This is a genomic window from Amycolatopsis sp. WAC 01416 (assembly GCF_003947485.1).
Taxonomy (GTDB): Bacteria; Actinomycetota; Actinomycetes; order Mycobacteriales; family Pseudonocardiaceae; genus Amycolatopsis.
The window spans coordinates 250,142-272,396 of record NZ_QHHX01000009.1; the positions used below are offsets into that span (position 1 = coordinate 250,142).

The window sequence follows — 22,255 nt, forward strand, 5'->3', positions numbered from 1 at the left end:
GGCTGGATAACTCTGAACGGAGCCCGGTTCACCCGACGAAAGTCGGGCGTTTCGGACGGTACGCTGCGCCTTCATGACGAGTCTCGCTCCGGCGGAATTCGGTGCCGCCCTGCGCGCCGCGATCGAACGCAGCGGGCTGAGTCTCAGCGAGATCAGCCGCCGCTTGCGTGACCAAGAGACGCCGGTCAGCGTCAGTGCGCTGAGCTATTGGCAGAATGGTGAGAACCGGCCGGAACGGGCCAGTTCGCTCGCCGCCGTGACCGCGCTGGAAACCATTCTGGGCCAGCGGCCTGAGACGCTCACAGGTCTGCTCGGCCCGCGACGGCCGCGCGGCCGCTGGACCATCCGGGCCGACACGGCCCTGCCCTACGACCAGGTGTGGCGGCGGCCGGAGGAGGTGGCGCGCGCACTGGCCAAAATGGACGTGACACCGGACGAACTCGACACCCCGAACCGGCTTTCGCAATACCTTTCGTACCGGGTGGACGGTGAGGGGCACCAGGAATCGGTCCGGGTCCGGCGGCTGATCCGGGCCGATCACGACGGCACGTCGAGGTTCGTCTTCGTGAACCGGTGTTCCAGCATCACGCAGCCGCCGGCCGTGCTGTTCGCCGAAGGCTGCCGTCCGGCGCGGTTCCGCGCGGACGTCCCGTCGTCCACCTGCGTCTTCGAGTTCGCTCTCGACCGCACCTTGGCCGCCGGCGAACTCGCCGTCGTCGAGTTCGGGGTGCGCTTCCCACCGGGGCAAGCCAGAAAGCACGTCCAGATCGCGCTCTACCGCCCGGCCCGCGACGTCGCGGTGCAGATCGTCTTCGACCCGAAGCGACTGCCGCGGCGGTGCGCCGGTTTCTTCCGGCCGAGGGGTTCGATGCCACCCGAGGAACGCTGCGAAGCGACGTTCGACCGGGACACCAGCACGTTCCAGTTCATCACGCTGGACCCGCAGCCCGGCCAGTACGGGATCCAGTGGAGCTGGACGTAGCTATTCGTAAGGACGTTCGGGCGCGGCCACCGGCGTGACGATTTCGACCTTCAGGAACGGGATGCGTTCGCCGTTGACGGCGTCCGCCACGGACCCCGGCCGGAACGTGCCGGTGACCTCGACCCAGGTGTCGGGTTCGTGCGGGACGCTCCCGTCCAGCACGACCTTCACCGGGCGCCCGTCCGCGGCGCAGCAGGTCAGGATCATCCGGACGAGCAGCGCCCCGCCGTCCGGGCCGGCGGCGGTGAAGCCGGTGAGCACGACCCGTCTCGAACCGAGGGAACGGCCCTCGTCGAACACCGCGCGCGAGGCGTAGTCCAGGACGGTCACCTTCACCGGGTCGCCGTCGGGCAGCGGCGGGTACTCGTCCGGGCGGGCCAGTGCCGTGCCCGCGTTGCCCGCCGCGTAACTGCCGAGTGGTTGCGGGGAGACCAGCAGCAACGCGAGGACCGGAAGCGGGAGCAGCCAGGCCACCTTCGGGTGACGATGGCGGTTCGCCGCCGCCAGGATCAGGACCAGGACGCCCGAGGCGAGCAGGAACGGCCAGAGCCCTTCCTTCACATAGCGCAGGTATTGGCCGGTCAGGCAGACCTTGACCACGGCCGCGCCCAGCAGGAGCAGCACGACGGTCGCCGCGGTCCGGTTCACCAGAGCACCGCCCCGGTCACGGCCGCGCAGGCGAGCGCGACCACGAACGTGGCGGGCGCGAACCGGACGGCGAACCGCCTGCCGAAGGTCCCGGCCTGCATGGCGAACAACTTCAGGTCGACCATCGGCCCGACCACCAGGAACGCCAATCGGGCGGTGAGCGAGAACTGGGTCAGCGAGGCGGCGACGAAGGCGTCCGCCTCGCTGCAGATCGACAGCAGGACCGCCAGCAGGGCCAACGCGAGGACACTGAGCACCGGGTTGTCCGCGACGGCCTGGAGCCAGCGGCCGGGGACCAGGACGTTGAGTGTCGCGGCGGCCATGGCGCCGACGACCAGGAATCCGCCCGCGTGCACCAGGTCGTGGCCTGCCGCCCCGGCGAACGCCCGCCAGCGCGTGTCACCGTGAGCGTGTTCGGGTAGCTTGATCCACTCCGTCCGGCCGAGGCCGAGCCACAGCCACCCCATCACGACCGACGCGGCGAGACCGGCCGCCGCCCTGGCGAAGACCATCGACGGCTGATCGGGGAACGCGATCGCCGTGGCGGCCAGTACGACCGGATTGAGGGCGGGGGCCGCGAGCAGGAACGCCAGCGCGGCGGCAGGGGTGACCCCTTTGCGTACCAAGGCGCCGGCGACCGGGACCGAACCGCATTCGCATCCCGGCAGCACCATTCCGCTCGCCGCGGCCGCCGGAACCGCGAGAGCGGGATGTTTCGGAAGGACTTTCGCGAAGAATTCGCGCGGGACGAAGACCGCGATCGCCGCGGAAAGGGTCACGCCGAAAGCGAGGAACGGAACGGCCTGGAGGACGATCGAAACGAAGACCGTCGTCCAGGTCTGCACGATCGGTGTCCCGAGGACATCGTCGAGTGGGCCTCGGAGGAGCAGAACGACAACGAGAAGGCCCGCGAGCACTTCCACCGAACCGACGCGCCGGTCCACTTCGGTCTTCACCGGCCCTACTCTAGGGTTTTCGCCTTCCACCAGGAATTTCGTCGTCTGGATAACACTGGACGACCACGAATGGGGTGGGTTGCCTTCCTCGCCCGGTCGGGGGTATTTCCGGTTTCCGGTTGTGTTCACCCGGTCGAAGGGCACAAGAATCGCCCCATGCGTGCAAGGCGGTTCGCCTCCCTTTCTGCCGGTGCCGCCGCCGCGGTGTGCGTGGCGGCCCTCGTGGTCACCGACGGCGCGGTCGCCGCCCCCTTACCGGGCGGCCTGGGACCGTGTGTCGGATCCGCCTGCCCGGACAAATACCCGCCGGTGAACAACAAGGACTACGCGGGCCGGGACAACGGCATCAACGTCTATGTCGGCGGCGAATTCCAAGTACGCGAAGCGGCGGCGGAAGCCGAAGGGCGAGTCGTCGTCCTCGGTGATTTCGACATGGCGAAACGCGCAGGCGCGTCCTCCGTCTACAACGTCGGCGTCGCCGGTGTCGGATCACGCGTTCCGCCGCCGGACGGCGCGGACTTCCTGAGCACGGGCGGGAACGTCAGCATCGCGACGGGCCAGCGGCTGCTTGCCGAGGACGGTGTCGTCCGGCACGCGGGAACCGTCACCGGGACGGTGATGGGCAAACTCGAAAAGGACCCCGACGCGGTGAAACCCTATGTGGGCCTGCGCGAGGATCTTCGGGTGGCCAGCAAGTGCTACGCACGGGAAGGCACCACGCCGCGTCCGGCCACGGGCACGGCGGTCAACCAGGGATACCGCACCCTGTTCACCGGAGACGGTAAGTCCGCGCTGCAGGTGTTCACCGTGGACTTCGACCTGACCGGCGCCACCGGCGGCATGCAGGGGATCGAGTTCGAAGGCATCCCGGCGGGGGCCACGATCCTGGTCAACCTGGTGGGAGCCGCCAGGACGATCAACACCTACACCGGAGACCTGAACGACCAGGACCCGCTGAACAAACTGCGGGAACGTCTCCTGTGGAACTTCCCGGACGCCACCCAGGTGAAGATCGCCGGTGGCGCCCAGTTTCAGGGGAGCGTGCTGATCGGCGAGCCGGGGAGCACCGCGACCATCACCGCGTCCGGGATGAACGGCCGCTTCTTCACCACAGGCTCGCTCGTGCACACCTCCGAAGCCACCGGCGGGGGCGGGCAGGAGTTCCACGCCTATCCGTTCGACGGCGACCTGCCCGAATGCGTCAGCGCGCCGACCATGACCCCGAGCAGCTCCACTTCTTCTTCGTCGTCGTCTTCGAGTTCGACTTCGACGAGCCCGACGAGCAGTTCGACCACGACGAGCAGCAGTTCCACGACGACCAGCAGCTCGGCCACGTCGACCTCGCCCACTTCCACCTCGACGACGGCGGTTTCGACCACGGCGACTTCGACGACGCCGACCTCGTCGAGCCAGACGAGCACCACCTCTACGTCCAGCAGCAGTTCGGCGCCGAGTAGCAGTTCCTCCAGCAGCGCCACCTCTCCGAGTCCGACGAGCAGCAGCACCGCTACATCTTCGAGCTCGAGTAGCACGTCACCGACGACCAGCAGCTCGTCGAGCACGACGCCGGGCCCCGGGGTGACCGTCACCACCACGCCGGGGCAGCCGGGAGCGACCACTCCTGGCGGCGGGCCGACCGACAGTGGACCGCTGGCCTCGACCGGCAGCGAGGTCCGGGGACTGCTGGTCTCCGGCCTGTTCCTGCTGTTCCTCGGTGGCGCGCTGGTGGTGCTCACGATCCGGTCGAGGCGCCGCGAGTCCTAGCGTCCTGCGCCCGGATCGGGCACTCAGGTTTCGAAAGCGGTCCGGCCCGTCGCCGCCAGATAGGCGTCGACGAGCCGGTTCCCGACCGCGTATCCCGCACCGGCCGGCAGGCCGACGGGAGTGCCGCCGAAGCTGCGGTTGATGCCAGGCCCCGGTCCGTGGGGATGTCGTGAAGGGCTCCATTGAGACGTTGAAGGTCTCATAGGGGCCCTTCACGACATGAGAGTTCGAAACGCCACCGTGAGCCTCAGCGCTACTGCGACAGCGCGTGAAGGCCCCCATCCTTGCGGCTAGGTACAGGAAGGGGACCTTCACGTACTGAGAGGAGGCTCGCCAGAACCGTCCTAACCACTCACGAGGCACCTGTCGCTTACTGCCGCAGGGCGAGGCCGCCGGCGACCGGGATCCCGACGCCGCGGACGGTGTCCAGGAACCGGGTCGGCTGGACGGCAGTGAAACTCGACGCCGATGAAGTGAGGGCCGTCGCAGGTGCCGCCTCGGCGGCGAAGCCCGTCACGACCGACGAGAACGTGAGGATCCCTGCGGCCAGAGCCGCCACTCGGGATCTGAAAGTCGACAGTGGACGCGATGTATCCAGCGCGGGACTCATGTAACCCCCAGTAAAGGCCCGGATCGGGCTTCCGGAATTTACTTTTCTCCCAGCCCGTCCCGGTATCGGCCGTTCAGGCTAGTGCGGCGCCCCTGAGGCCGGACCAGGGAAAAGCCCGGATGCCCCTGCCGCCGCCCCCTTCTACCGTCGTGATCATGATCCGACGCCTACTGCTGACGGTGCTCGCCGGTGCGGCGGTCCTGCTCGTGCCCTGGACCGTCTACCTCGCGCATACGCTGCCCGACCGGTACGACACCGGCCAGTGGCGCGCGGCCTGGGTCGGATTCGACGTCGCACTCCTGCTCTGCTTCGCGGCCGGAGCGTGGCTCGGGTTGCGTCGCCGCCGTGCGGCCGTGCCGCTGCTGTCCGCCACGGCCGCGATGTTGTGCTGCGACGCCTGGTTCGACGTCATGCTCGGCTGGACGTCGTCCGAACGGTGGACCAGCGTCGCGCTGGCCGTCCTCGTCGAGATCCCGGTCGCCGTGTTGCTGGCCCTCGCCGCGCGGAGGCTGTCGAGCGAAGCGTTGCCGCGGCGATCGGTCACGTTGCGCGACATCGCGATGCGGGAAGACCCGCGATACCACTGGGTGACGCGCGAGCTTCCCGGCGGAGCGGAGGAGGTCGCGCGCCGCACAGGACTGGGGCGAACCGAAGTCGACGGATGTCTGAAAACCTTGCAGGACAACGGTTTTGTGCGTCGTGACCGGAAAGGCGACTGGATCGCGATCCCGCAGGACCTCCGTGAGCCGAGGCCGGAGGACTACGACGGCGAGGAGCGGGAGCGGGTCACCGCGTTCCTCGACGCAAAGTATGCGAACGAGGTCGCCCTGCTGTCCTGGGCCGCGGAGCACCGCGACGAGTTCGGCCAGTGGTCGACGGCTCAACGGGCCTCGGCGCGGTTGACCGAAGAGGAATTCCGTGAACTGGACGCGGAGTACCGCGAACTGATCGCGCGGTACTGCCGGCGCCGACGTCGTCCGGTGGAGGGGGAGAAGGAACTCTCGGTCCGCTTCTACGCGTTCCCGCCGCCGGAGACCGTCCCGGCCTAAGCCCGTCGAGGGAGGCCTGGGTCCGGTTGGTCGTGAGTGGCGTTTCGGGTTCTAACCCGAAACGCCACTCACGACCACCCGGCCGGATTTCACCACGAACCCCTAGGGATGCCGCCAGGCCAGGAACGTCTCCAACGTGGTCAACCGGTGTTCCCGCACGGCCAGTTCGATCTCCCCGGCCGGCGCGTTCCGATCGAACAGGTCGAGGATGTTCTGGTGCTCCTGCACGGATTCGTGTGCGCGGCCGGGGACGAAGCTGAACGTCGACGTGCGCAGCCCGGCCAGCCGGTTCCAGCCGCGGTTGACCAGATCGAGCACCTGGGGATTGGGGCAGGTGCCGAACAGGACGCGGTGGAAATCGCGGTTCAGCGCGGTGAATCGCGACGGCTCGAAGTTGTCCAGGCAGGCGGTCAGTTCCGCGTTGAGTCCCTTGGCGTCGTCGAGTGCCTTGGCGGGCAACGTCGGCGCCGCCAGCGCGGCGGCGTACCCCTCGACCAGCGCGAGGGTCTGCATGGTGTGCTGGTAGTCGCGTTCGTCGGCCATCGCGACCTGCGCGCCGATGTTGTGCTCGTAGGTCACCAGCCCCTCGGCTTCCAGCCGCCGGACGGCCTCGCGCACGGGTACGGTGCTGACCCCGAGTTCCTGCGCGATCTGCCCGAACACGAGACGGTAGCCGGGGGAGAAGGTGCCGTCGTCGATCCTCGCCTTGATCCAGTGGTAGGCGATCTGCGACTTGCTCATCGCGGTCGAGTTCACCGCGTCGCCGGCGGTCACGAGTAGTGCAGCCAGACTGACTTGATCTCGGTGTAGGCGTCGATCGCCCACGGCCCCATCTCGCGGCCCCAGCCCGACGCCTTGTATCCGCCCCACGGCGCGGCCATGTCCGGGATCGGCGGCATGTTGACGAACACCGCGCCCGCCCGGATGCCGTTGGCGAACCGCTGCGCGACGCCGAGGTCGCGGGTCCACACAGTGGCCGCGAGTCCGTACTCGGTGTCGTTCGCTCGCGCGAGCAGTTCGTCCTGATCGTCGTAGGCGGTGACGGCGAGGACCGGCCCGAAGATCTCTTCGCGCATGATCGTCATGTCGTCGGCCACTCCGGCGAACAGCGTCGGCGAGTAGAAGTAGCCTTCGCGGTCGATGCGCCGGCCGCCGGTGACCAGATCGGCGCCCTGCTCACGGCCGGTCGAGACGAGGAAGTCCACGTGCTCGCGGTGCTTCGCGGACACGAGGGGCCCGAGCTGGGTGGACTCGTCCAGGCCCGGCCCGAGCTTGAGGTCTTCCAGCCCGGCGGCGAGTTTCGCGACGAACTCCTGCTCGCGTTTGCGGTCCACGAAGAACCGGGTGTACGCGGCACAGACCTGTCCGCTGTTCAGCGTCGCACCCGCGAGGTTGCCCGCGACGGCGGCGTCGATGTCGGCGTCACCGGCGATGATGCTGGGTGCCTTGCCACCCAGTTCGAGGGTGAGGCGCTTCAGGTTCGACTCCGCGCTGGCGGCCGTGATCAGCTTCCCGACGGCGGTCGACCCGGTGTAGGACAGGTGGTCGACGTCGTCGTGCTTGCTCAGGAGCGCGCCCACCGCGCCGTCGCCGGTGACCAGGTTGACCACCCCTGGCGGGAAGCCGGCCTCGTGCACGAGTTCCACCAGCCGGATGCTGGTCAGCGGCGTGACCTCGCTGGGCTTGATCACCACGGTGTTGCCGGTGGCCAGCGCGGGCGCGAGCTTCCACACCAGGATCATCAGCGGGAAGTTCCACGGCGTGATCAGCGCGTTCACCCCGACCGGCTCGCGGCGGGTGTAGTGCAGCGTGTCCGGGAAGGACACCGGGTTGGTGGTGCCCTGGATCTTGGTCACCCAGCCCGCGAAGTACCGCAGATGCTCGGCCGCGCCGGTGACGCTGACCTGGCGGGAGATACCGATCGGCTGACCCTGGTCACGGGTCTCGAGCGCGGCCAGCTCCTCGTGGTGCTCGTCGACCAGCGACGCCAGTTTGAACAGCAGCGCGGCCCGCTGGACCGGCAGCAGTCCCGCCCAGGCGGGGTCGTTCAAGGCCTTCCGTGCGGCGCCGACGGCCGCGTCGACGTCGGCGGACGATGCGGTGCCGACGTCCTCGATCACCTGGCCGGTGGCCGGATCGTACGTCGGCAGTGACCCGCCTCCCGCGGCGGTCCACTGTCCGTCGATGAACAGGCGTGTGGCCATGGCTAGCTCCTCCTCGACCGGTGTGTGATCGAGTATCGGGCGCCACGAGGTCCCCGGTCTTGCCCGCCAGGGCACGCCGATTGTCGGCCAGCGAACCGAATCCGCCGGACGGCGTCGTGCCTTGCGAGGGTGAGGGACATGGACGTCATCGTGGTGGGAGCGGGTTCGGCCGGTTCGGTGGTCGCCAGGAGACTGGCCGACTCCGGGGCGTGGGTCACCCTGCTCGAAGCGGGCGGGCCGGATACGAACCCGGCCATTCACGACCCTTCGCGGGCAGGGGAGCTGTGGCACGGCCCCGAGGACTGGGACTACTACACGGTGCCGCAGCCGCACGCGGCGAACCGGCGGCTGCATCTGCCGCGCGGCAAGGTGCTCGGCGGATCGCATTCGCTCAACGCGATGATCTGGGTGCGCGGCGCCCCGGCCGACTACGACGGCTGGGATCTGCCCGGCTGGCGGTGGGACGACGTGCGCCCGGTGTTCGAACGGATCGAGAAGGATCTGCTCGACGTCGTGCTGAACGAGCCGTTGCATCCGATCCAGCAGTCCATTGTGGACGCGGCAGTGCAGACCGGCCTGCCGTTCAACCCGGACTACAACGGCGACGAGCTCGACGGCGTCTCGGTGCAGCGCGTCACCACACGCGACGGCGAACGGCTCAACACCTGGCTCGCCTACGGGCGACCCGCCGCCGAACGGATGACCGTCCACACGGGAGCGCTCGTCCATCGGCTGCTGTTCGAGGGCGACAAGGTGACCGGTGTGCTGGCCGAGGTCGGCGGCGAACTGCGCAAGGTCTTCGCCGACGAGGTCGTGCTCGCCGCCGGCGCGCTGGCGTCCCCGGCGATCCTGCTGCGCAGCGGTGTCGGTCCGGCAGGCGAACTGGCCGCGCACGGCATCGACGTCGTGGCGGATCTGCCGGGGGTGGGGAAGAACCTGCACGACCACCTGCTCTCGCCGGTCATCTTCGCGACCGACCGCCGTCAGGTCGACCCGCCCGCGCCCGGCCGTTCGGTGACCCAGACCCATCTGTTCTGGCGCAGCCGTCCCGGCTTGGCGGTGCCCGACACGCAGCCGATCCATTTCAGCGTGCCGATGTACGAGTCGTGGATGACCGGCCCGGAGACCGGGTTCTCGCTGATGGCGGGCATGGTCACGCCGCGCAGCCGGGGCAGTCTCCGGCTTTCGGGGTCGAACCCGCTCGACGAGCCGTTGATCGACCTCGCCGCGCTGGAAGACCCGGCTGACTTCGAGAGCCTCGTCGCGTCGGTGGAACAGTGCCGTGAGATCGGCAGGGCGGCCGCGCTGGCGGAGGACTGGGGTGCCCGCGAGCTGTATCCGGGACCGGGCGCCGACGTCCGCGACTACGTCCGGCGGACCGCGATCACCTACCACCACCAGGTCGGGACCTGCCGGATGGGCACCGACGCCGAATCCGTGGTCGACCCGGAGCTCGCCGTCCACGGTTTGAGCGGACTTCGGGTCGCCGACGCGTCGGTGCTGCCGCGGGTGACCACGGGCAACACCAACGCGCCGGCGGTGCTGGTCGGCGAGCAGGCCGCCCGGTTCATGCTCGGCCGATAGTGCGGCGCAGCCAGGAGGCCCGGGCGGCGAGCGCGGCCCGGGTCACCTCGCTGTCCGGGGCGATCCGGTCGAAACCGTGGTACGCGCCCGCCCAGACGTGCAGTTCCGTGGGCACCCCCGCCTGCCAGAGGCGCCGCGCGTAGTCGACGTCCTCGTCGCGGAAGATCTCGGCCGCGCCGACCTCGATGAAGGCGGGCGGTAGCCCGGTGAGGTCCTCCGCGGTCGCCGGGACCGCGTACGGCGAGGTCTGTCCATTCAGGAGTGATCGCCAGCCGAACTCGTTGGCTGCCCGGCCCCACACGCCGCGTTCGCCGAATTCCACTGTGGACGCGGAGCCGTTGCTGCTGTCGATCATCGGGCACAGCAGCAGCTGACCGGCGAGTGCCGGGCCGCCGCGATCCCTGGCGAGCAAGGCGATTCCCGCGCTCAACCCGCCTCCCGCGCTGCCGCCGCCGACGATCACGCGGGCGGGGTCGAAGCCGAGTCCGTCCGCGTGCTCGACCATCCAGGTCAAGCCCGCATAGCAGTCCTCCAGCGGTGCCGGATGCGGGTGCTCGGGAGCCAGCCGGTAGTCCACGGTGACCGCGACGAAGCCGAACTCCTCGACCAGCGAGACCATCCGGGGCAGGTCGGCGAACCGGTCGTCCAGCACCATGCCGCCGCCGTGGATGTTGTAGAACCCCGGCGCGCCCTGGGCGTCCCGCGGCTTGACGACGGTGACGACCACGCCGGTACCGGGCACCTGCCGGTCCTCCCAGACGAGATCCCGGTCGCCGATCGCCTCGGCACAACTCAGGTTCCCGTCGGCCATCGCCTGCCGGATGCCCGCCAGCGAGCCGGTGCTCAACGGTGGTCCCGCCGGCAATACTTCGAGGGCCGCGGTGAGTTCGGGGTCGAAGGCCGTCACGGTCCCTCCGGATCGACGACGCCCCGGTCGGCCCAATACGGCTCGACGAGCTCGCGGAGCCGGTCCGCGCCGACGCGCTCGACGAGGTCCACCGCGCCCAGGTTGTCCTTGAGCTGCTCGGTACTCGTCGCGCCGAAGAGGGTGGTCGTGTTGGCCGGGTGGGTGAGGGTGAACGCGAGGCACAGCCGCGCCGGGGTGGCGTCCAGTTCGGTCGCGAGCTTCACCAGTTCCGGAGCGGAGGCGGCGATGCGTTCGCGGATGTCACCGGGGTCGCGGCCGACCTGGCGCGCGCCGCTGTTCTTGCCCAGCAGGACCCCGCCTTCGAAGATGTCCGAGGACTGGAGCGTGACCCCGAGCTCGCCGAAGACCTTCTTGAAGGGCTCACCGTCCGGAATGGACCTTCGCGCGACGCTGTACTTCAGCTGCGCGATGGCGGGCCCTGGCACGTTCTCCGCCGCGGCGAAGTCGTGCAGGGCCTGGATCGTGGCGGCGGACCAGTTGTTCACACCCCACTGCCGGAAGAGCCCGGCCTCGCGGAGCTCGTTCAGGTCCAGCACCAGTTGGTGCAAATCGGTGTCGTCGCGGCGGAGATCGCCCAGCACCACCAGATCGGCGTGCTCGACGCCGGCGCGGAACAGCGCGTTGTCGAGCTGGTCTCGGAGGTTGTGTTCCGGATAGCCCTCCAGCCACAGCTTGCTCGAAAGCAGGTAGTCGTCGCGGCGGAGACCGGCCGCGCGGACCATGGCGGAGAACAGGACGTCGGTGAAGACCGGTGTGGCGCCGGGGAAACCGTATACGCCGACGTCGAAGAGCGTGATCCCGGAATCGACCGCGGTGCGGATCAGGTCCACCGCCTCGCGGAAGTCCATCCGGTCGTAGGTGTGCCAGGAGCCGAGCGAGAGCACGCCGGTGAGCGGCCCGTCGCGGCCGATCCGGCGCTGGGGGATGACGGACATGGAGGTCTCCTAGGGAAGACGGGGATCGATGACGGCCTTGAGTTCGCCGAGCCGCGACATCGACTCGACGCACTTCGAAGCTTCGGACAGGCCGACGGGCGCGCTGAACAGCTCGTCCCACGGCAGCCGATCGGCGAACGTGCGGAAGAAGTCCACCGAGCGGTGGTAGTCGGCGATGTCGCCGTTGAGCGAGCCGACGACCGTGAGTTCCTTGCCCATCACGGTGCCCAGCGCCACGGGGGAGGGGGCGGGACCGGTGGAACCGACGATCGCGACCGTGCCGCGCTGCGCGGCGAACGCCACAGCCTCCTCGCCGATGGTCGGCCCGCCGGCGAAGTCGAAGACGTGGTCGGCGCCCCGGCCGCCGGTGAGTTCCTTGACCCGATCGATGCGATCTTCCGTGCTGCCGTCGACGGGGATCGTCGCGGTGGCCCCGAAACGTTCGGCCGTCTTCAACCGGTCGGCGGGGCCGCCGATGGTGATCACGTCGCCCGCGCCGGAGATCCGCGCGACGGCGGTGGCGAACACGCCCAGCGCGCCCGCACCCTGGACCACGACCGTCGCGCCGGGCCGGATCCCGCCCGAACGCGACACCGCCCGCAGCACGGTCTTTCCCGCACAGCCGGACATCGAGGCCCAGGTGTCCTTGACATCGTCCGGCAGAAGGAGTTTGGCCGCGCCGGGGGTCACGTAGCAGTACCGTACGAGACCGCCGGTCGCGTACGGGAAGACGTCGGAGCGCTGGAGGAAACCGTATCCGCGCTTCTCGCAGGCGACCGGTTCACGGAGGATCGTGCAGCCGTAACACTTTCCGCACGTCGACTCGGACCAGCCGATGCGGTCGCCCTCGGCGATCTCGCGGCCGAGGGTGTCGGTGGTGCCCGGTCCGACGGCCACCACCTCGCCGACCATTTCGTGACCCAGCACCATCGGGAGCATGCCGGGGAAGGTCATCTGGCCGGACCAGAGGTGCACGTCGGTGCCGCACAGCGTCGTGCAGGTGATCCGGACCAGCGCGGCGCCCGGTTCCGGCTCCTCGGGCAGCGGTAGTTCCCGCAAGGTGAGCGCGGAGCCGTGTTCGGTGAGCACCGCCGCTTCGGTTCTGTTGACCATCTTTTTAGTCTACAGTCGTAGGAGAAAAAGTCCAGATCCTGGAGGAAACCATGCCGTCGCAACGTATTCGCCCCGCATCGCTGGTGGTCCGCGGCGGTCCGATCCGCACCTTCGACCAGGCGGGCACGGTCGTGCGGGCGATGGCCGTACGCGACGACCGGATCGTCGCACTCGGTGATGTCGCGCTGGACCACATCGGCCCGGAGACCGAGGTGATCGACCTCGCGGGCAGAACCGCTTTGCCCGGTATCAACGATTCGCACCTCCACGCGACCTGGCTCGGTGCCCGGTGGCCGGACACGCTCATCGGTGGCGCCGGATTCACCGGGGGAGAAGAGAAAACGGTACGGACCGCGGCCGAGCGCCGGGCCGCCATCCTGCGCGCGGGCGATCTGTGCGCGTCACTGGGCATCACGAGCTACACCGAACCGGGTCTCGGCCCGGGTGAGACGGGATGTTTCGGCGCCGAGGTGCTGGAGGAGTACGCGGCGCTGGCGGCGAAAGGGCTGCTTCGCGCGAGAGTCACCGCGTTGCGGCTCTTCGGCCTGCTCGACGGCGCCAGTTCGCTGGCGGACTTCGAGCGTGGGCTGGCGACGCCGTCGCCGGCCGCGGATCCGTTGTGGCTCAGCGTGCCCGGCGTGAAGATCTTCGCCGACGGCATCCCGCCCATGCGCTCCGCGTGGACACATCACTGTTACGCCGACGGTTCGCACGGTGCGCTGCTCGTCGACGGCGACGACGATCCGGAACGCGCGGACAACCTCGCCGCGATGATCCGCCTCGCCCATGACGCCGGGATGACGGTCGCCGTGCACGCCACCGGGGACCGCAGCATCGAGGCCGCGCTCGGGTCGCTTCGCCGCGGTGACCACCTGGTGCACGGCGATCTGGTGACAGCGGATCAGCTGGCGCGGATGGCGTCGGCGGGGATCGGCCTGACCACGCAGCCCGCGATCGCGGTCGCCATGCGGGGCATGCTGTCGGCCGCGCTCGGCGTCGAGGTCGGTGCCCGTGCCTGGCCGCTGGGGGACATGCTGAGTTCGGGTGTCCCGCTGACCTTGAGCAGTGACGCGCCGGTGGTCACTCCCGACTGGCGGGTGCACATCGCCGCAGCCGCGCGGATGCTGAAGATGTCCGAAGTGGATGCCGAGCTGATGGAACGATTGCTGCGCTGCTACACGGTCGCGGCCGCCGGGCAGGACGGGGCGGCGGGTTGGAAGGGATCGCTGACCGTCGGCCGGGTCGCCGATTTCTGTGTGCTGGCGGCCGATCCGCTCGAGGTCGCGTTCGCGGACCTGCCGGACGTCGGTGTCGAACTCACCGTGTCCGGCGGCCGCGTCGTGTACTCAGGTGAGCAGTTGCCCGCCGTCGACCTGGAGGCTCACCCCGGTGAGATGGCCGGCGTCGGCGGAGGCGAGGAACAGGACTGACGGCACCACGTCGGCGACGGAAGCGATGGTTCCCAACGGAATCCTCGCTTCCCACGCCGCGCGGGCGGCGGTGTCCGAGGCGAAACCGGCGGTCATCGGGGTGAGCACCGGGCCGGGCGCGACGGCGTTGACACGGACGCCGTGCGGTGCCAGTTCGAGCGCGGCGGAGCGAGTGAGCGCCTCGACGGCGGCCTTGGTGGCCTCGTAGTGACCGAGCCCCGGGGTCGGCTGCCGGGCGCCGATGGAGGTGATGTTGACGATGGCGCCTCGGGTGCCTGCTTCCAGCATGTGCGCGCCGACCGCGCGAGTCATCAGGAAGGTGCCGCGGAAGTTCACCCGCATGCACAGATCGAAGATGCCGATGTCCAGCCCCACCAACGGACCGCCGCCCCCGGCGAGACCCGCGTTGTTGACCAGGACCTCCACCGGGCCGAACCGGTCGGTGATCAACGCCAGCGCCGCGTCGACCGAGCCGGGGTCGGAAATGTCGAGTTCGACGTGCTCCGCGCCGAGTTCACCGGCCAGGTCGTGGGCCGCGCGGGCGTCGACGTCGGCGATGACCACACGGTCACCCGCGGACTGGAAGGCTTCGGCGACTCCGCGGCCGATGCCACTGGCACCGCCGGTCACCACTACTAGTCTCTTGTTCATTCTACGATCGTAGACTAAAACTTGTTTCCGTTGCCAGCGAAAGGAAATCTCGTGCACGAGAAGCGAAACGGGCTGGGCTTCGCCACTTCGGCGCTGGGCCTGGGATCGTGGAACACCTGGGACCGCATGGACTTCGACGACGCGGTGCGCCTGATCCGGCACGCGATCGACACCGGGGTCACGCTGTTCGACGTGGCCCACTACAACATGGGGCCGCATGCCGAACAGTCGCGCACGGACCTCCTCTTCGGCGAGGCCGTCCGAGCGGCCGGGATCAGCCGCGACGAATACCAGTTGTGCGGCAAACTCTGGCTCTGGGACTACCCGAACACCGGTTTCGCCGAGCAGCTCGCGACCTCTTTCGACCGCGTCGGCGTCGACCGCGCGGAAGCCGTCGTGGTCGGCGACTACTTCGAGCGCCCGGACATCCCACGGATCGTCACCGAGGTCGCCGAACAGATCCGGCTCGGCCGCTTCGACGTCTGGGGCGTGAACAACTGGCAGGCCGCGGACCTCGACCGGGCACTGGACTTCGCTTCGCGCGAAGGACTTCCCGCACCTGCTTTCGCCCAGCTCAAGTACAGCGTCGCGCGGCGGTCCATGGCGGAAGGTCCTTTCTACGGCGCACATTTCGAGGCCGGGCGGTTGACGCTGCAGGCGTCCGACGTGTTCGAGGGTGGCGTGCTGCTCGGCAAGACCCCATCGCGGAAGATCGGCGCCGATCCGGGCGGGATCCGGGATTCGATCCGTGCCGCCGCTTCGCGAGTGGTTGCGGTGGCCGGGGACTTCGGGGTGAGCCCTTCGCAGCTGGCTGTCGCGTTCTGCTTGGCGTACGCGCCGGTGGCGAACGTTTTGTTCGGGGTGAGCCGGATGGCCCAGCTGGAGGACAACCTGGGCGCTGTCGCGTTGGCCGCTTCTCGCGGGGCTGAGGTGCGGGCGGCTCTGGACGATCTCTGGCTGGACCGTTCGGTCGCCGCCGATGGGACCTTCTGACGCCTTTCGGGACCGCAATGAAGGACGCTTTCATAGCAAAATTTGCTATGAAAGCGTCCTTCATTGCGGTTGCGGGAGTGCTGGATCCGCGCCCGCTGCTCCATCGCCACGCGAGGCCGCCACCCCTGCCTGACGTGCCATGAAAGGTCCTTTCCTTGCAAAATTCGCAAGGAAAGGACCTTTCATGGCATCGGTCGTGCCTCGGGAGCTGTTGCGGGCGAGGGAGGGAGCCGTTGCGAGGGCGTGGGAGAGGGCTGCGTTGCGAAAGCCACTTTCGCAACCTTCAACGTTGCGAAAGTGGCTTTCGCAACGCAGCCGGCGCCGCCTCCCGGATGTCATGAAAGGGTCGTTCAGGACGAAAGATGTCCTGAACGACCCTTTCATGACATGAAGGCGGTACCGGCGCAACCTCAGCCGAGGAACTCCAGCACCGCAGCCTTGAACTCCGGACTCCGCAAAGCCCCACCGTGATCCCCGGGCACCCGCACGAGATCCGCACCCGGCACCAGCTCGACCAACGTCTCGATGCCCTGGCTCACCGGATCCTCCACCCCCGCGACGAACCGCGTCGGCACCGACACAGCACCGGAAACCGGCGCGAAAGGCTCCGACCGCAGGTCCTCGATGCACCGCGCGAGCGCGGCGGGGTTCCGTCCCGGTGCGGTGATCATGTGCGCGATCATCCCGGTCAGCGGATCCGCCGGTGCCTTACCGCCGTCGGCGAACGCCAGCGCGGCCGCGACGTCGACGGCGCCGAACGGTTCGAACGGGCTTACGCCGGCGAGCACGAGCCGCCGGACCGGAGCTTGCGCGGGCAGTTCCCAAGCCAGCCGCGCGCCGAGCGAGTATCCGACAACGTCCACTTCGGACAGATCCGAGACCAGCCGGGTCAGTTCCGAAGTGATCGCGGCGGCACCCAGGGAGCCCGAGGGAGCTGGGCTGGAGCCGTGCGCGGGAAGGTCGGGCACGAGCACTTCGCGGCCCGCGGCGGTGAGCGCGGCGGGCCAGCCCGTGGTGATCCAGTCGGTGTGCCCGTCGGAGGCGAATCCGTGCACCAGCAGCACAGGCGGCCCCGAAACAGTCTCGGGGGCGAAGCGGCGCACGGCCAGGGAAGTAGTGGCAGACAACGGAATCCTTTCTCAGTTGCCGGAGGGGCGGCGGGTGCGCAGGCGCTGCATCTCGCTCAGCGTCCGCGCGCGGGCGTCGACGGCGATCCGCAGCGACGAGCCGATGAGGTTCAGAAGGAACACGCACACCATGATCGTCACGCCGGGCACGATCACCAGCCAGGGCGCCTGCACGAGGTACGAGCGGCCCTCGGCGATCATGTTCCCCCAGGTCGGGGTCGGGGGAGCGATACCGAGACCGAGGAAGCTCATCGCCCCGTCCACCAGCATCGCCGCCGCGGACAGGATCACCACCTGCACCAGCGCGAGCGGCAGCACGTTCGGGAACACGTGCACGACGAGGATCTTCCACTTGCTCATCCCCGAAACCCGGGCGGCGCCGATATAGGCACGCCCGGCGATGCCGAGCACCCGGCTGCGGATGACGCGGGCGGTGAACGGCGTGAAGATCACCGTCAGCGCGATGAGTTCGGTCCAGATGCTCGCGCCGAGCGAGATCGCGAGCGCCATCGCGAGGATGATCGCCGGGAACGACATCCAGGCGTCCATCACCCGCATCAGCACCGCGTCGGCGGCGCGGAAGAACCCGCTGATCAGGCCGATCACCAGGCCGGTGAAGGCCGCGCACAGGGTGATCAGCGCGGACAGCCCGAGCGACGCCCGTCCGCCGGAGACCAGCCGGGCGAGCACGTCACGGCCGAACGAGTCCGTGCCGAGGGGATGCGCGGCCGACGGCGGCAGGAGCCGGTTGACCGGGTCGGTCGCGCTGACGCTCGGCAGGAAGAACGGCAGCACGATCACGGCCAGGACGATCACCGCCAGCAACCCGGTCGTGATCACCAGCATCCGGTTGCGCCGGAACACCCTGGCGGCCCGGCCGGGCGGCGGCGTTTCGCGTACCGGCGACGTCTTTTCCACCAGTGCCACGCTCACGAGACACGCACCTTCGGGTCGAGCAGCGCGTACGACAGGTCCACCAGCAGGTTGACCAGCACGAACAGCACCGCGACGAACAGGGTCACACCCTGGATCAGCGGGAAGTCGCGAGTGGACACGGCGCCCATCAGCAGATGGCCCAGCCCCGGCACGACGAAGATGGACTCGATGATCACGATCCCGCCGACCAGCATGGCGAAGTTGCTGCCCAGCTGGGTGATCAGTGGCATCAGGGCGTTCGGCAGGACATGTTTCGTCATGACCTGCCGCTCCGACAGTCCCTTCACCCGCGCGGTGCGCAGATACGCCAACGGCAGTTCGCCGAGCAAGCTTTCCCGCAGGGTGAGCACGAACAACGCGGTCTGCCCGATGACCAGCACGGTCAACGGCAGCACCAGCGCGGGCACCGCCGTCGCGGGATCGGTGAAGAGGTTCTCGTAGCCGCTGGAGGGGAACCAGCGCAGCGTCACCGAGAACACCAGCACGAGCATCAGCGAGATCCAGAAGTCCGGCATCGCCATCCCGAGCGCGGACAACCGGTCCAGCGCCCGCGCCACCGGATTGCGCGGCGACACCGCCTGCCACGAGGTGATCGCGACCGAGAGGAAGAAACTGATCACCGTGGACAGCACGGCGAGGGTCAGCGTCGGCAGGATGTGGTCGGCGACCACACCGAGCACCGGAGCGTGGTAGGTGATCGACGTGCCGAAGTCGCCCTGCAGCACGTTCCCGGCCCAGCTGAAGTACTGCTCCCAGAGTGTCCCGTTCAGTCCCATGCTCTCCCGCAGGGCGTCCACATCGGACGGTCGCGCGGTCGGGCCGAGGATGGCCTGCGCCGGGTCGCCGGGGATCAGCCGGATGACGAAGAACATCATCGTCCCGACGATCACCAGGATGATCACCAGATCGCGCAGCCTGCGCAGCAGCAGACCGGTCATGACGCCAGCCAGGTGTTCCAGAAGACGCGGTAGAAGTCGCCGTAGCCCTTGAGCTTGGGGGAGTAGGCCGCGTACAGCTTCGACTGGCTCAGGGTGATCACCGACAGCTGCTTCCAGGTGAACGCCTGAAGCTTGTCGACCACCGCTTTCGCCTGCTCCGGCGTGGTCGAAGCGTTGAACTCGGCCATGAGCGCGTCAAGCTCGGGAGAGGACGAACCGTTCAGCGTGCCCAGGGTGAGCGCGGGCATCTGCGCGGGCGAGGTCAGCGCCGAGTCGAAGAACAGCGTGGTGATGTCCCAGCCGCCCGGTTCCTTGGTCAGCGTGCCGAGCATGGTGGCGAAGTCGAAGGTGTCGATCTTGGTGTTGATGCCGATCTTCGACAGGCTGTCCTGGATCAGCACCGCCCACTTGCCGAACTCCGGGTACGAGTTCGTGGTGACGATGCGGATCGTGGCGCCGGCGGTGATCCCGACCTCGGCCAGCAGTTGCTTGGCCTTCTCCGGATCGTGCTTCTTGTAGACCTCTTCGCCGGCGGTCGAATAGAACTGCTTGTTGTCCGGTGAGGCGAACGCGCCGGTCTCGATGGTGAGGTCCTTGCTGCCGCCGGTGGCCGCGTTGATCGCGGGCTTGTCCAGCAGCAGGTTCAGCGCCTCGCGGGCACGGGGGTCGGCGAACTTCGAACCGGTGTTGAAGTTCGGGATCACCACGTTGTCGTTGCCGCCGGGCAGGTTGTGCACGACCACGGCCGGGTTGTCGCGCAGCGGCTCGTACTGGTCGTTCGTTGGCATGATGTGGTCCCACTGGCCGGTCTGGAGGCCGTTGATCAGCGCGTCCTGGTCGGAGACCACCTTGTAGGTCACGGTGTCCAGGTACGCGTGCTTGGCGCCCGCCTGCCCGCCCCAGTCCTCTTCGGACAGGGACTTGTAGCCGGAGTACCGCTCCAGCACCAGCTCGCGGCCGATGTCCCAGCTCTTGAGCTTGTACGGCCCGGTCCCGATCGCCTTGTCCTGAGCGAACCCGGTCGGCGCGACGCCGGCGAGGTTCTTCGCCTCGTAGATCTCCGTGCCCGCGCCGGCGAGTTCGTTGATCAGCGGGTAGCGGGGTTGCTTGAGCTTGATGGTCACCGTCGCCGGGTCGGCGGGTGTGATCGCCTCGATGTCCGGTGTGACCAGCTGGCCGGTGCGGTGCACCTGCTGCCATCGCTTGAGGCTCGCGACGACGTCCTCGGACGTCAGAGGGTTGCCGTCGTGGAAGGTGACGCCCTGGCGCAGCTTGAAGGTGTACGTGAGCCTGTCCGGGCTGGTGGTGTAGTCCTCGACCAGCATGGGCCGGGCGGCGAAGCCCTTGTCGACCTCGAACAGCTTCTCGTACATCATGTTGCCGATATGCGCGGTCACCTGACCGGGGTTGGCGACCATGTCGAGGGACTGGGGATCGGTGGGCACGGCGACGTTCAGGTTGCCGCCGGGCTTCGGCGGCCCATCGGCGGCCCCGCCGCCGGCTTGCCCTCCCATGCACGAGCTGATCAGCAGGACGGTCGCCAGGCCGAGTGCGGCCTTGGTCAGGGTTCGTCTCATGGGTTCCGCACTCCAGTGTGGGGGTGGGCGGGCAGTTCGGGGTTCGCCGCGAGGAGACGGCGGGTGTACTCGTGCCGGGCGTGGAGCCGGATCTCGTCCGGTTCGCCGATCTCGATCAGTTCGCCCTGGTACATCACGCCGACGCGATCGGCTACGGAGAGCACCAGGCTGAGGTTGTGCGTGATGAACAGGAAGCTGAGCGCACGGGTGCGCCGCAGTTCCAGCAGCAGGTTCATCACCTGGCCCTGCACCGAGACGTCGAGCGCCGAGGTGGGCTCGTCGGCGACGATGAGGTCGGGTTCGGCGGCGATCGCGCGGGCGATCGAGACACGCTGGCGCTGCCCGCCGGAGAGTTGCGAGGGGAGTTTCTTCGCGGTGTCGGAGGGGAGGCCGACCTCGTCGATCAGTTCCGTGACACGGCGGTCCAGCTCGGCGCCGCGGAGGCCGGTGAGTTCCCGCAACGGTTCGGCGATGATCCGGGCGGCGGTGTGCCGGGGATCGAGCGAGCTCTGCGGGTCCTGGAAGATGAGTTGCGCGCGGCGGCGGAACGCGCGCTGGTCGCCGTCGAGGCCGGACGGGGTGCACCGGTGCTCGCCGAAGGTGATGGTGCCTTCCGTGGGCGTCTCCAGCGCGCTCACCAGCCGGCCGAGCGTGGTCTTGCCCGAACCGGATTCCCCGACCAGGCCGAAGAACTCGCCGGGCGCGATCGCCAAGGAGACGTTGTCGACCGCGTGCACCTCCGGCTCGCGGCTCAGGGAGAACCGGCCGCGTCGTCCGTACACTTTGGACACCGAATCGATGACGAGCGCGGTGCCCTCGCCGGTGTCTCCGGTCTTCGCGCGGCTCAACGACCTGGTTTCGGTCGCGACCGCCGATTCGCCGTTCATCGCGGCTTCGAGCAGCGCTTCGGAGATGGTGGGGAACCCATCGCGCCTGCTCACCCCGAGCTGCGGGACGCAGTCGAGCAACGCCTTGGTGTAGGGATGCTTCGGTGCGTGCAGAATGTCCTCCGTGGACCCGAGCTCGACGAGTTCGCCGCGGTACATCACCGCGATCCGGTCGTCGACCTGCGCGGCCACACCCATGTCGTGCGTGATGAAGACGCAGGCGGTGCCGTGGTCGCGGCGGACGCGATCGAACAGGGTGAGGATCTCCGCCTGCGTGGTCACGTCCAAGGCGGTGGTCGGCTCGTCCGCGATCAGGAGGGTCGGGTCGGCCATGAGCGCCAGCGCGATCATCACGCGCTGCTGCATCCCGCCGGACATCTGGTGCGGGTACAGGGAAAGCACCCGGTCGGTGTCGGTGAGCCCGACCTCCTGCAACAAACCGCGTGCCTTCGCCTCGGCCTCACGGTGCAGCGGCGTGCCCTTGCGCGCGGCCTGGCGTGGCAGGGAACCGGGCTTCCGGTAGGCCTCGACCAGCTGTTTGCCGACCCGTTGACTCGGGTTGAGTGAATCCAAGGCCTCCTGGAAGATCATGCCGATCCGCGGGCCGCGGTAGGCGCGCATCTCGTCGGCGGAAAGCCGTGTGACGTCCACGCCGTCGACGGTGATCGCACCGCGGGTGAACACCGGCGCGACGAACTCCAGTAACCGGATGATCGACAAGGCCGTCACCGTTTTACCGCTGCCGGATTCGCCGACCACACAGAGTGTCCGGCCTTGTTCGAGGTCGAACGAGAGTTCGCGGACCAGTTCGCGTTCGGTTTCGTCGGCGATCACGCCGACGGTCAGTTCTCGTAATTCGAGCAGGGTCATGAATCCCCTTTCCCGAGCCCGCCCGAAGCGGGCCGCACTGCCGGGGAACGGGCCTCCGGCGGGGGTAGTTCTA

The 22,255-nt window shown here is 68.7% G+C and carries 20 protein-coding genes; 6 read left to right on the forward strand and 14 right to left on the reverse strand.

From position 1 onward, the window contains the following. The first annotated feature begins 73 nt into the window (after window positions 1-73). The gene (locus DL990_RS29870; protein WP_125800661.1) at window positions 74-982 is read left to right on the forward strand and encodes a helix-turn-helix transcriptional regulator; all 909 of its coding nucleotides are present in this window, start codon (window positions 74-76) and stop codon (window positions 980-982) included. Here DL990_RS29870 and DL990_RS29875 read toward each other — a convergent pair whose 3' ends face one another. Both DL990_RS29875 and DL990_RS29880 read right to left on the reverse strand, forming a co-directional pair. Further along, window positions 983-1,630 (reverse strand): TIGR03943 family protein, encoded by a 648-nt coding sequence (locus tag DL990_RS29875; protein WP_125800662.1) that lies wholly within the window; start codon window positions 1,628-1,630, stop codon window positions 983-985. Continuing rightward, a complete protein-coding gene (locus DL990_RS29880; protein ID WP_125800663.1) occupies window positions 1,627-2,586 on the reverse strand; it encodes a permease in 960 nt (319 codons plus the stop codon). Before DL990_RS29880 ends, DL990_RS29875 begins: the two co-directional genes overlap by 4 nt. A 156-nt stretch (window positions 2,587-2,742) precedes the next feature. Here DL990_RS29880 and DL990_RS29885 point away from each other — a divergent pair, with 156 nt between their 5' ends. Next, window positions 2,743-4,350 (forward strand): choice-of-anchor A family protein, encoded by a 1,608-nt coding sequence (locus DL990_RS29885; RefSeq protein ID WP_125800664.1) that lies wholly within the window; start codon window positions 2,743-2,745, stop codon window positions 4,348-4,350. 370 nt (window positions 4,351-4,720) lie between these two features. On the opposite strand, the gene DL990_RS29895 is transcribed toward DL990_RS29885, so the two are convergent. Next, the gene (locus DL990_RS29895; protein WP_125784412.1) at window positions 4,721-4,909 is read right to left on the reverse strand and encodes a hypothetical protein; all 189 of its coding nucleotides are present in this window, start codon (window positions 4,907-4,909) and stop codon (window positions 4,721-4,723) included. A gap of 206 nt (window positions 4,910-5,115) precedes the next feature. On the opposite strand from DL990_RS29895, the gene DL990_RS29900 reads away from it, so the two are divergent. Then, window positions 5,116-6,009 carry a helix-turn-helix domain-containing protein gene (locus tag DL990_RS29900; protein WP_125800665.1) on the forward strand — a complete coding sequence of 298 codons (894 nt, stop codon included), beginning with the start codon at window positions 5,116-5,118 and terminating at the stop codon, window positions 6,007-6,009. A 102-nt stretch (window positions 6,010-6,111) separates the two neighbouring features. On the opposite strand, the gene DL990_RS29905 is transcribed toward DL990_RS29900, so the two are convergent. Next, a complete protein-coding gene (locus DL990_RS29905) occupies window positions 6,112-6,783 on the reverse strand; it encodes a GntR family transcriptional regulator (RefSeq protein WP_125784408.1) in 672 nt (223 codons plus the stop codon). Further along, window positions 6,780-8,213 (reverse strand): aldehyde dehydrogenase, encoded by a 1,434-nt coding sequence (locus tag DL990_RS29910; RefSeq protein WP_125784406.1) that lies wholly within the window; start codon window positions 8,211-8,213, stop codon window positions 6,780-6,782. Before DL990_RS29910 ends, DL990_RS29905 begins: the two co-directional genes overlap by 4 nt. A 138-nt stretch (window positions 8,214-8,351) precedes the next feature. Here DL990_RS29910 and DL990_RS29915 point away from each other — a divergent pair, with 138 nt between their 5' ends. Next, window positions 8,352-9,797 carry a GMC family oxidoreductase gene (locus DL990_RS29915; RefSeq protein ID WP_125800666.1) on the forward strand — a complete coding sequence of 482 codons (1,446 nt, stop codon included), beginning with the start codon at window positions 8,352-8,354 and terminating at the stop codon, window positions 9,795-9,797. Here DL990_RS29915 and DL990_RS29920 read toward each other — a convergent pair. Genes DL990_RS29920 through DL990_RS29930 form a run of 3 tightly spaced genes read right to left on the reverse strand, consistent with a single transcriptional unit; the run spans window position 9,781 to window position 12,773 of the window. After that, window positions 9,781-10,704, reverse strand: a complete 924-nt coding sequence (locus DL990_RS29920; RefSeq protein WP_125800667.1) for an alpha/beta hydrolase — start codon at window positions 10,702-10,704, stop codon at window positions 9,781-9,783. The two genes, DL990_RS29915 and DL990_RS29920, sit on opposite strands and share 17 nt — an antisense overlap. Next, complete coding sequence (locus tag DL990_RS29925; RefSeq protein ID WP_125800668.1) at window positions 10,701-11,660, reverse strand: aldo/keto reductase; 960 nt, start codon at window positions 11,658-11,660, stop codon at window positions 10,701-10,703. Before DL990_RS29925 ends, DL990_RS29920 begins: the two co-directional genes overlap by 4 nt. 9 nt (window positions 11,661-11,669) lie before the next feature. Further along, window positions 11,670-12,773, reverse strand: a complete 1,104-nt coding sequence (locus DL990_RS29930; RefSeq protein WP_125800669.1) for a zinc-binding dehydrogenase — start codon at window positions 12,771-12,773, stop codon at window positions 11,670-11,672. A 50-nt stretch (window positions 12,774-12,823) separates the two neighbouring features. Here DL990_RS29930 and DL990_RS29935 point away from each other — a divergent pair, with 50 nt between their 5' ends. Beyond that, on the forward strand, window positions 12,824-14,203 hold the full coding sequence (locus DL990_RS29935) for an amidohydrolase (protein ID WP_199746661.1): 1,380 nt from the start codon (window positions 12,824-12,826) through the stop codon (window positions 14,201-14,203). Here DL990_RS29935 and DL990_RS29940 read toward each other — a convergent pair. Beyond that, window positions 14,120-14,836 (reverse strand): SDR family NAD(P)-dependent oxidoreductase, encoded by a 717-nt coding sequence (locus DL990_RS29940; RefSeq protein ID WP_125800808.1) that lies wholly within the window; start codon window positions 14,834-14,836, stop codon window positions 14,120-14,122. The genes DL990_RS29935 and DL990_RS29940 overlap by 84 nt on opposite strands. A gap of 69 nt (window positions 14,837-14,905) precedes the next feature. On the opposite strand from DL990_RS29940, the gene DL990_RS29945 reads away from it, so the two are divergent. Beyond that, a complete protein-coding gene (locus DL990_RS29945; RefSeq protein ID WP_125800670.1) occupies window positions 14,906-15,847 on the forward strand; it encodes an aldo/keto reductase in 942 nt (313 codons plus the stop codon). A gap of 410 nt (window positions 15,848-16,257) precedes the next feature. Here the strand turns inward: DL990_RS29945 and DL990_RS29950 are convergent, their stop codons facing one another. From DL990_RS29950 to DL990_RS29970, 5 genes are all read right to left on the reverse strand, one after another. Further along, window positions 16,258-16,911: an alpha/beta fold hydrolase gene (locus DL990_RS29950; protein WP_125800810.1), complete on the reverse strand. Its 654-nt coding sequence runs from the start codon at window positions 16,909-16,911 to the stop codon at window positions 16,258-16,260. Between the two features lie 75 nt (window positions 16,912-16,986). After that, window positions 16,987-17,907, reverse strand: a complete 921-nt coding sequence (locus DL990_RS29955; protein WP_125784394.1) for an ABC transporter permease — start codon at window positions 17,905-17,907, stop codon at window positions 16,987-16,989. Further along, a complete protein-coding gene (locus tag DL990_RS29960) occupies window positions 17,904-18,848 on the reverse strand; it encodes an ABC transporter permease (RefSeq protein WP_125678541.1) in 945 nt (314 codons plus the stop codon). The genes DL990_RS29955 and DL990_RS29960 overlap by 4 nt, the downstream gene beginning before the upstream one ends. Beyond that, on the reverse strand, window positions 18,845-20,425 hold the full coding sequence (locus DL990_RS29965) for an ABC transporter substrate-binding protein (RefSeq protein ID WP_125800671.1): 1,581 nt from the start codon (window positions 20,423-20,425) through the stop codon (window positions 18,845-18,847). The genes DL990_RS29960 and DL990_RS29965 overlap by 4 nt, the downstream gene beginning before the upstream one ends. Beyond that, window positions 20,422-22,182 carry an ABC transporter ATP-binding protein gene (locus DL990_RS29970; RefSeq protein WP_125800672.1) on the reverse strand — a complete coding sequence of 587 codons (1,761 nt, stop codon included), beginning with the start codon at window positions 22,180-22,182 and terminating at the stop codon, window positions 20,422-20,424. Before DL990_RS29970 ends, DL990_RS29965 begins: the two co-directional genes overlap by 4 nt. Between the last annotated feature and the right edge of the window lie 73 nt (window positions 22,183-22,255).

What these genes read in the sequence shown, in the direction of transcription:
- DL990_RS29885 (WP_125800664.1), top strand. Translation starts at nt 2,743, where the DNA reads ATGCGTGCAAGGCGGTTCGCCTCCCTTTCTGCCGGTGCCGCCGCCGCG.
- DL990_RS29935 (WP_199746661.1), top strand. Translation starts at nt 12,824, where the DNA reads ATGCCGTCGCAACGTATTCGCCCCGCATCGCTGGTGGTCCGCGGCGGT.
- DL990_RS29900 (WP_125800665.1), top strand. Translation starts at nt 5,116, where the DNA reads ATGATCCGACGCCTACTGCTGACGGTGCTCGCCGGTGCGGCGGTCCTG.
- DL990_RS29965 (WP_125800671.1), bottom strand. Translation starts at nt 20,425, where the DNA reads ATGAGACGAACCCTGACCAAGGCCGCACTCGGCCTGGCGACCGTCCTG.
- DL990_RS29915 (WP_125800666.1), top strand. Translation starts at nt 8,352, where the DNA reads ATGGACGTCATCGTGGTGGGAGCGGGTTCGGCCGGTTCGGTGGTCGCC.
- DL990_RS29910 (WP_125784406.1), bottom strand. Translation starts at nt 8,213, where the DNA reads ATGGCCACACGCCTGTTCATCGACGGACAGTGGACCGCCGCGGGAGGC.
- DL990_RS29870 (WP_125800661.1), top strand. Translation starts at nt 74, where the DNA reads ATGACGAGTCTCGCTCCGGCGGAATTCGGTGCCGCCCTGCGCGCCGCG.
- DL990_RS29925 (WP_125800668.1), bottom strand. Translation starts at nt 11,660, where the DNA reads ATGTCCGTCATCCCCCAGCGCCGGATCGGCCGCGACGGGCCGCTCACC.
- DL990_RS29930 (WP_125800669.1), bottom strand. Translation starts at nt 12,773, where the DNA reads ATGGTCAACAGAACCGAAGCGGCGGTGCTCACCGAACACGGCTCCGCG.
- DL990_RS29960 (WP_125678541.1), bottom strand. Translation starts at nt 18,848, where the DNA reads ATGACCGGTCTGCTGCTGCGCAGGCTGCGCGATCTGGTGATCATCCTG.
- DL990_RS29970 (WP_125800672.1), bottom strand. Translation starts at nt 22,182, where the DNA reads ATGACCCTGCTCGAATTACGAGAACTGACCGTCGGCGTGATCGCCGAC.